Origin of the sequence: Paenibacillus sp. NRS-1781 (assembly GCF_050467745.1) — a bacterium.
Taxonomy (GTDB): domain Bacteria; phylum Bacillota; class Bacilli; order Paenibacillales; family Paenibacillaceae; genus Paenibacillus; species Paenibacillus terrae_A.
In genome coordinates, this window is the sequence record NZ_JBITPI010000065.1 from 47777 (window position 1) to 54988 (window position 7212).

Genomic DNA, 7212 nt, shown 5'->3' on the forward strand with positions numbered 1-7212 from the left:
ATATGGATAATAAAATGATCATATCAAGGCACGTAGCTGTGCCCAAGAGGAGCGAAGGGAATTATGAAACATCCGTTTCAGTCCTACCGTCAGCTGTTTCCGGTGCTGTCCTCTCATATTCATCTAGGGAGCTGCTCCCAAGGAGCCATATCAAGGCCGGTATCTGCCGCAATTGAGGAATACCATCGAAGTTTGCTGCAACACGGGCATAACGGCGACTTGTCTATGGCACGGCTGGAGGAAGCCAGAGGACATTTTGCCAAACTGATCGGGGCAGAGCCAGGCGAGATTGCAGTTATATCCTCAGCCTCTGAGGCGATTGCCGGGGTGGCAACTGCACTTCCTTTTGTATCGGGAAAAGAAGGCATTGTGTACGCAGATACTGACTTTCCGACGGTTGGGCACATCTGGCAAGCACAGGACAGGTTTCGTGATCACATTCGTTGTATCCCCTCCATTCATGGTGAGGTTACTTTAGAGCAGTATGAAGAACAAATTACCGAAAATACAGCGCTCATTATGGTGTCCCATGTGAACTATTCCAACGGATTCCAGCAAGATCTAAAATCCATGGCGGATGTGACTCACCGAAATCAGGCGGTGCTGTTCGTGGATGCCTATCAGTCTGCGGGAATCATACCTATGGATGTAAAAGCGATGGGCGTGGATATTCTGGTGGCGGGTGCCCGCAAATATATGCTGGGGATTCCGGGAGTTGCTTTTCTTTATGTGAGCAACGATTGGATAGATCGCTTCAAGCCCAAACTTACCGGCTGGCTTGGACAGGAATCCGCTTCCCGGTTTGATATTGCACGCCCGGTCCCGGCGGCAGGAGCCCGACGCTTCGAGACGGGATTGCCTTCATTCATTAGTATCTTTGCCGCCAATGCAGCCTTAAAGCTGCTGCTGGAAATCGGAGTCACGGATATTCAGGCGTATATGAGCGAATTGTTGGAATTTTCTATGGAGTATGGACGCCGCAAAGGGTTAAGCATACGCTTGCCTTCCGGGGAGGGCGCTTTACCTGGTTTTATCGCTGTTGAGGTTGCCGATGCATCGGCGGTTGAGAGCCGTTTGAGAAGCCAAAATATTATCGTTTCGGCACGGAAGGATGTGATTCGCTTGGCTCCGCATTTTTACAATACGGCAGAGGAAATCCGACGGGTGATGGACGAGGTGGCGACCATTTGCTGAATCTAAAAAGCCTCTTCTGCGTAACGGGAGCGTAATGTTGTCCCTTTTACACAGGAGAGGCTTTTTTGGCATTTTCAATCTTGTCGATTATACAATCCGCTTGCGCAGCCAGCCGGAAATTAAATCCGTTAATATGATCAGGATCACAATGCCCAGCAAAATGACACCTACGCGGTTCCAGTTGCGCATTTGGAGCGCAAACAGCAGAGGAGTACCGATACCGCCTGCACCGACCAGACCGAGCGTGGTTGCGGAACGAATGTTAATTTCAAAACGGTAGAGCGAATAGGAAAGGAACTGTGGAATCACCTGCGGCAGTACGGCGAAGAAAATCACCTGCAAACGGTTGGCACCACAGGCGATCAAGGCTTCCTGCGGCCCGTGATCGACGCTTTCGATCGTTTCTGAAAAAAGCTTCGCCAGCATGCCGATGGAGTGAATACCGAGGGCAAGCACACCCGCGAATGAGCCGGGTCCAACGGCCTTGATGAACAGGATCGCGACGATCATTTCAGGAAATACCCGAATGACGCTGAGTACAAATTTACCGCTGCCCGACAAGGGGCGTAACCGAGTCATGTTGCTGGATGCCCAGAAGGCAAACGGGAGACAGACAAATGCGGATACAAAGGTTCCGAGAACGGAGATAACCAGCGTATCCAGCAGCCCACGTAGCAAGTCCTCTCCTTCAGGAATGTAAACGAATGACCAGTCAGGATGAAGGAATCCGTCCAATATAGCGACAGAAACGTTTTTGGCGGTCCCCTGTAATCCTTCGAACTGCATCCCACGGAAAGCCCAAATATAAATAATGATTAGCAGAATAGCTATCGCCCATAGGCGCAGGCGGGAGCCAACAGGTCTGCGAAGCGTAGGATCATTCATAATAATTTCCTCCGTAGCAGGTTACTGCCGTAATCAATCGCCAGAACGATGACGAGGGTCAGTAGAATAATGATACTTGCCCGGTCATACCGGAACAGGCCAAGCGAACGGTCGAGCAGCAGGCCGATACCGCCCGCGCCGACCAGCCCCAGAACAGAAGCCGCACGTACATTGACCTCAAAGGTGTACAGCAAGTAGGACACAAAATAGGGCAATGCCTGCGGTACGACACCGAAGGCAATCACCTGAATGCGGCTCGCGCCAACGGCAGTCATGGCTTCCAGCGGGCCGGGATCAATGGCTTCAATAGCCTCGAACGTCAGCTTCGCAATGATGCCGAAGGAGAAGAAGAGCAGGGCGAGCATCCCTGCGAACGGCCCGATGCCGAACACCGCCACAAAGATGGAGGCAAACAGCAGATCGGGAACGGTCCGCACGAGGTTCAGGATCGTGCGCATCGGCAGCGAGATCAGCTTGCGCGGCATGACATTGTAGGCGCACAGCAGGGCGACGGGAATAGCCAGCAGCGCACCCAGCGTCGTGCCCACAATGGCAATCTGGATGGTTTCCAGCATCGGCTTCCAGATGGTGGGCAGGTAGCTCCAGTCAGGCGGGAACATTTCGCCAAGTAATTTGCCCATCTCCGGCAAGCCGACGATCAACTGGTAAGGCGTAGCATCCGTATGAATGGAGCAGGCCACCAGCACCACGATAAAGATCATCCAGGTGGCGTAACGCTTGTAACGCCCCGGCAGGGGCGGCCCCGCGGGCGGCTTGGATTGCTGCGGCTGCGGCGGTCCGGCTTGTGGTGACGGCGAAGAGAGCGGCTGGGCAGTGGAGTCGGGCTTCATGATCCCACTCCCAGCAGCTCATCATGCTTGATGGCCCGGCCGTAGATTTCCGCAAAAGCGTCATCCGTAGCTTCCTCCGGCGTGCCGTCAAAGACGACCTCTCCGGCACGCAATCCAATGATCCGCGTCGCGTATTCGCGCGCCAGATCAATGAAATGCAGATTGACGATGGTCGTAATCTGCATGTCACGATTGATCCGCTGGAGGTCGTCCATGACCTGGCGGGTGGTCAGCGGATCAAGCGATGCGACAGGCTCGTCCGCCAGAATAATCTTGGCCTCCTGCGCCAGAGCGCGGGCGATGGATACGCGCTGCTGTTGACCGCCGGACAGCTCATCGGCCCGGCTGTAGGCCTTTTCGCGGATGTTCACGCGTTCCAGTGCCGTTAGGGCCAGCTCGACATCCTCCTTCGGAAAGAGGCCAAGAATGGTTCTGAGCGTCGAATGATATCCGACACGGCCGGAAAGTACGTTGCGGAGCACGGTTGAGCGCTTGACCAGATTGAAGCTCTGAAAAATCATGCCGATATCACGGCGAATGCGGCGCAGCTCGCTGCTTCCGGCAGACGTGACAGACCTGCCGTCCACGACAATGTCGCCGGAGGTAATGTCATGCAGTCGATTAATGGAACGCAGCAGAGTAGACTTGCCCGCACCGGACAAGCCAACAATGACGACCATTTCGCCCTCTTTAATCGTCAGATTAATATTGTTCAACCCTTTGGTGCCGTTCGGGTATGTTTTCGATACATTGCGGAATTCGATCATATGCTCCCAACTTTCTCCCCCCGATGGGGTGGAATGAAAACAACACCGCCATGAATACATGGACGGTGCTGCCCTGTCATTCGTAATGCCTGTTTCGTAGCTGTTGCTTCATTACAATTACGCGTTTGCTCCTATTACTTAACTGCTTGGCCGACGGCTTCGGCATATTCACGTACAGAATCGAAGTTTTTATCGTCGCCCTTTTCATAGCCTACATGCGTATAAATTTCTTTAATGATTTCGCCGCCCGCAGGGTCTTTGGCGATATCTATAAAGGCTTGGCTGATTTTGTCTCTCCACGCTTGATCCATATCGGAACGTACGCTGACCGTATCATTCGGAATTTTAGCTGTGTAATGAATGACACGTGTTTTTTCAAATACATCCGGAATTTCCTTCTTAACCGTGTTGCGTGCATCCTGGAAAACAGCTACAGCATCAACCTGACCGTTCAGTAGCGCCAGAATAGCGGCATCATGGCCTTTGATCGTTACGCCCTGCACATCCGTGTCCGGGTCCACGCCAGCTTTCTTCAGCTCTGCTGCGGGATACACATAGCCTGCGGAGGAGGTTACATTTTGCCAGCCGACTTTTTTACCCTTCAGGTCAGCCAGGCTTTGAATCGGAGAATCTTTTTTGACCACGATCATGGATTTATAAAAGTTTACTTTTTCAGTTGTATCCTTGCCTGTACCGTCTTCAATACCGTAGCGTTGGGCTTGCAGGAGCAAGTCAGCCGCTTTACGGTTATCGTGTGCCAGAACATAGGCATTCGGTGGAAGGAAACCTACATCTACCTGTTTGGAGGACATGGCTTCCACAATCGTGTTGTAGTCAGGAGACACGGTTACTTTTACCGGAATTCCTAGCTTGTCGCCCAGCAGCTTTTCGAGCGGCTTGGCTTTGGCTTCGAGCGTATCTGCATTTTGTGAAGGAACGAACTGTACTTTTAACTCTGTAGGAACATAGGCTGTGCTTTCGCTTTTCGTGCCATCTGTGCCTGGAGTGGATGCGCTGTTGTTATTGCTTGCATTGGAGCTGCAAGCGGCCAGACCTGCCGCCAGTGTGAAGGTCATGCACAAGGTCAGTGCTTTTTTAAACAAAATAATTTCCCCCTAAAATAGTAATAACGAAGATAAAATTGAAAAAGTCTGTAAATTCTGTGACAAACAGAATCTTAACAGCTAGTCCGGCTCTTAGGGTAAAAACCATTCCTGACTTTGGTAAAAAGTATGTAAAATATATCTTTTGCTCTCTCATTTCTGTTCATTTAACATTCTCTTAACAGTGCCCTGTTAGACTTGTTCAAGCTCTAAGACCGAAGCTGAGGGAGAGAACAGGATTGGATATTTCAGATATCAATAAAGAGGTACGACAGCAGACGCTATGTCCTGTGAGAGTGAAATTTCGCATTATGGTTACGACCGATCTGCATGTCAGCTTGTGGAATTACGATTATTATACGGATCGGGAAACGTTGCAGTACGGTCTTGCGCAAACAGCCAGTCTAATCCAGGCAGCTCGGGCCGAGGTACCTAACCACCTGCTGCTGGATAACGGGGATGTTATTCAAGGTAATCCGATGGGGGATTATGCTGTACAGCTTCTCCAACAGAACCCGAACGCCGTGCATCCTGCCTATAAAGCGATGAACCTGTTAGGGTACGAGGCGGGCAATATTGGAAATCACGAATTTAACTATGGATTGGAATATTTACAGACTTGCCTTCAAGGAGCCAAGTTTCCTTATATCAATGCCAACATTTATACAGTCGTGGAAAAAGAACGAAATTACTTTACACCTTATCTGATACTGGACAAGACAGTGGAGGATGAGGCAGGCGACAAGCACTTGTTGAAGGTGGGGATTATCGGGTTTGTGCCTCCGCAAATTATGCAATGGGACAAGGCGTGGCTGGAAGGAAAAATCATCGTCAAGGATATGCTAGACACCGCAAGACAGTTTATTCCGCAAATGAAGGCAGAGGGAGCCGATTTGATTATTGCCATGCCTCACGCGGGCTTCGAAGATATTCCTGAAACGCCATATATGGAAAATGCGGTGCTGCATCTGAGCAATGTAGAAGGGATCGACGCTATTTTGTTTGGTCATGCGCATAAAGTATTCCCCGGCCCCTCGTTTGTTGGTCAAACGGGTGTGGACGCGGAGCGAGGCACCATCCATGATATTCCGGCGGTAGAGCCGGGCTTTTGGGGAGATCATCTGGGTGTCATAGATCTGGACCTGACCCTTATGGACGGAGCGTGGCAAGTGGCTGCCTCTTCTGCGGAGGTACGTCCGGTGTATGATCCCGTACGCAAGCAAGCACTGGTGCAGCCGGATACTGCCATTCAGCAGGTGGTTGCGGAAGAGCATGCCGGAACGCTGGACTATATTCGCGCACCTGTTGGGCGGACGATGGTGGCAGTAAACAGCTTTTTTGCCCAGGTGATGGACGATGCTTCCGTTCAACTCGTGAACGACGCGCAAATTTGGTATGTAAAGCAGCAGATGCAGGGGAGTGAGTACGAAGGTCTGCCCGTTTTGTCGGCAGCGGCTCCCTTTAAAACAGGCGGCAGATATGGTCCCTCGTATTATACCGATATTCCGGCGGGGACTTTGGCGATCAAGCATATCGCCGATCTGTACAATTTTCCAAACACGCTGCATGTCGTCCGACTGACCGGGGGAGAAATTCAGGAATGGCTCGAATGGTCTGCCGGACAATTCCGACAAATTGATCCTTATGCAGAACAGGAGCAAGCGCTGATTGATTCGGATTTTCCGAGCTTTAACTTCGATATCATTGACGGGATCAGCTATCAGATTGATGTGACGCAGCCCGCCAGATATGATGCAGCTGGAATATTGAAGGAACCGGATGCGCACAGAATCATTCATATGTCCTTGGATGGAGCGCCGATAGATATGCAGCGAAGCTATTTGGTTGTCACGAACAATTATCGTGCGTTTTCTTCTACATTGGTCAATCCGGGTGGGGAACGAATCGTACTCGCTTCACCGGATGAAAATCGGCATGTGCTGACCGAATATATGCGGCATATGAAGACGTTGACGCCCAAAGCAGACGGTCACTGGTCCCTCTCACCATGGCCGGGCCGCCCGCACGTGACATTCCTGACCTCACCGCAAGCAACGGATGCCGCCAAAGCCCATTCAGAGTTGCTTTATGAAGGATTAACCGCAGAGGGATACGCCAAATTTGCCCTGGATTTCGGGCAATCCTGAATTTTTTTGAACAAATACATGACAACATATCCAATGAGGGAAAAGAGGACTCATTTCCATTCTTTATGAGCCTATGGCATCAAATGTCGAGCAAGGACTGTCCTTTCGGGGGCGGTCTTTTTGCACACGGATTATTTGAAATCGTACGAAATTCGTAATTTTATATGTCCTGAGTCGCGTTTAAGTTATTGACCTCCGTTATAATTAGACATATACTTTGTTTAAACAAATTTTGGTTTAAAAGGTAATCGAGTAGGAGGCTACC

Annotated in this window: 6 protein-coding genes; 2 read left to right on the forward strand and 4 right to left on the reverse strand. The window is 50.8% G+C overall.

The window, feature by feature from the left end:
* The first annotated feature begins 63 nt into the window (after positions 1 to 63).
* Complete coding sequence (locus ACIFO6_RS22065; protein WP_430043912.1) at positions 64 to 1194, forward strand: aminotransferase class V-fold PLP-dependent enzyme; 1131 nt, start codon at positions 64 to 66, stop codon at positions 1192 to 1194.
* A gap of 87 nt (positions 1195 to 1281) precedes the next feature.
* Here ACIFO6_RS22065 and phnE (ACIFO6_RS22070) read toward each other — a convergent pair whose 3' ends face one another.
* The 4 genes from phnE (ACIFO6_RS22070) to ACIFO6_RS22085 all read right to left on the reverse strand — a co-directional run bounded on the left by phnE (ACIFO6_RS22070) (position 1282) and on the right by ACIFO6_RS22085 (position 4800).
* Positions 1282 to 2079: a phosphonate ABC transporter, permease protein PhnE gene (gene phnE, locus ACIFO6_RS22070; RefSeq protein ID WP_430043913.1), complete on the reverse strand. Its 798-nt coding sequence runs from the start codon at positions 2077 to 2079 to the stop codon at positions 1282 to 1284.
* Complete coding sequence (gene phnE, locus ACIFO6_RS22075; protein WP_430043916.1) at positions 2076 to 2930, reverse strand: phosphonate ABC transporter, permease protein PhnE; 855 nt, start codon at positions 2928 to 2930, stop codon at positions 2076 to 2078. The genes phnE (ACIFO6_RS22070) and phnE (ACIFO6_RS22075) overlap by 4 nt, the downstream gene beginning before the upstream one ends.
* Complete coding sequence (phnC, locus tag ACIFO6_RS22080; RefSeq protein ID WP_430043919.1) at positions 2927 to 3697, reverse strand: phosphonate ABC transporter ATP-binding protein; 771 nt, start codon at positions 3695 to 3697, stop codon at positions 2927 to 2929. Before phnC ends, phnE (ACIFO6_RS22075) begins: the two co-directional genes overlap by 4 nt.
* 134 nt (positions 3698 to 3831) lie before the next feature.
* Positions 3832 to 4800 carry a phosphate/phosphite/phosphonate ABC transporter substrate-binding protein gene (locus ACIFO6_RS22085; protein ID WP_430043921.1) on the reverse strand — a complete coding sequence of 323 codons (969 nt, stop codon included), beginning with the start codon at positions 4798 to 4800 and terminating at the stop codon, positions 3832 to 3834.
* A gap of 239 nt (positions 4801 to 5039) precedes the next feature.
* On the opposite strand from ACIFO6_RS22085, the gene ACIFO6_RS22090 reads away from it, so the two are divergent.
* Positions 5040 to 6947, forward strand: a complete 1908-nt coding sequence (locus ACIFO6_RS22090) for a bifunctional 2',3'-cyclic-nucleotide 2'-phosphodiesterase/3'-nucleotidase (protein ID WP_430043923.1) — start codon at positions 5040 to 5042, stop codon at positions 6945 to 6947.
* Positions 6948 to 7212 lie beyond the last annotated feature (265 nt).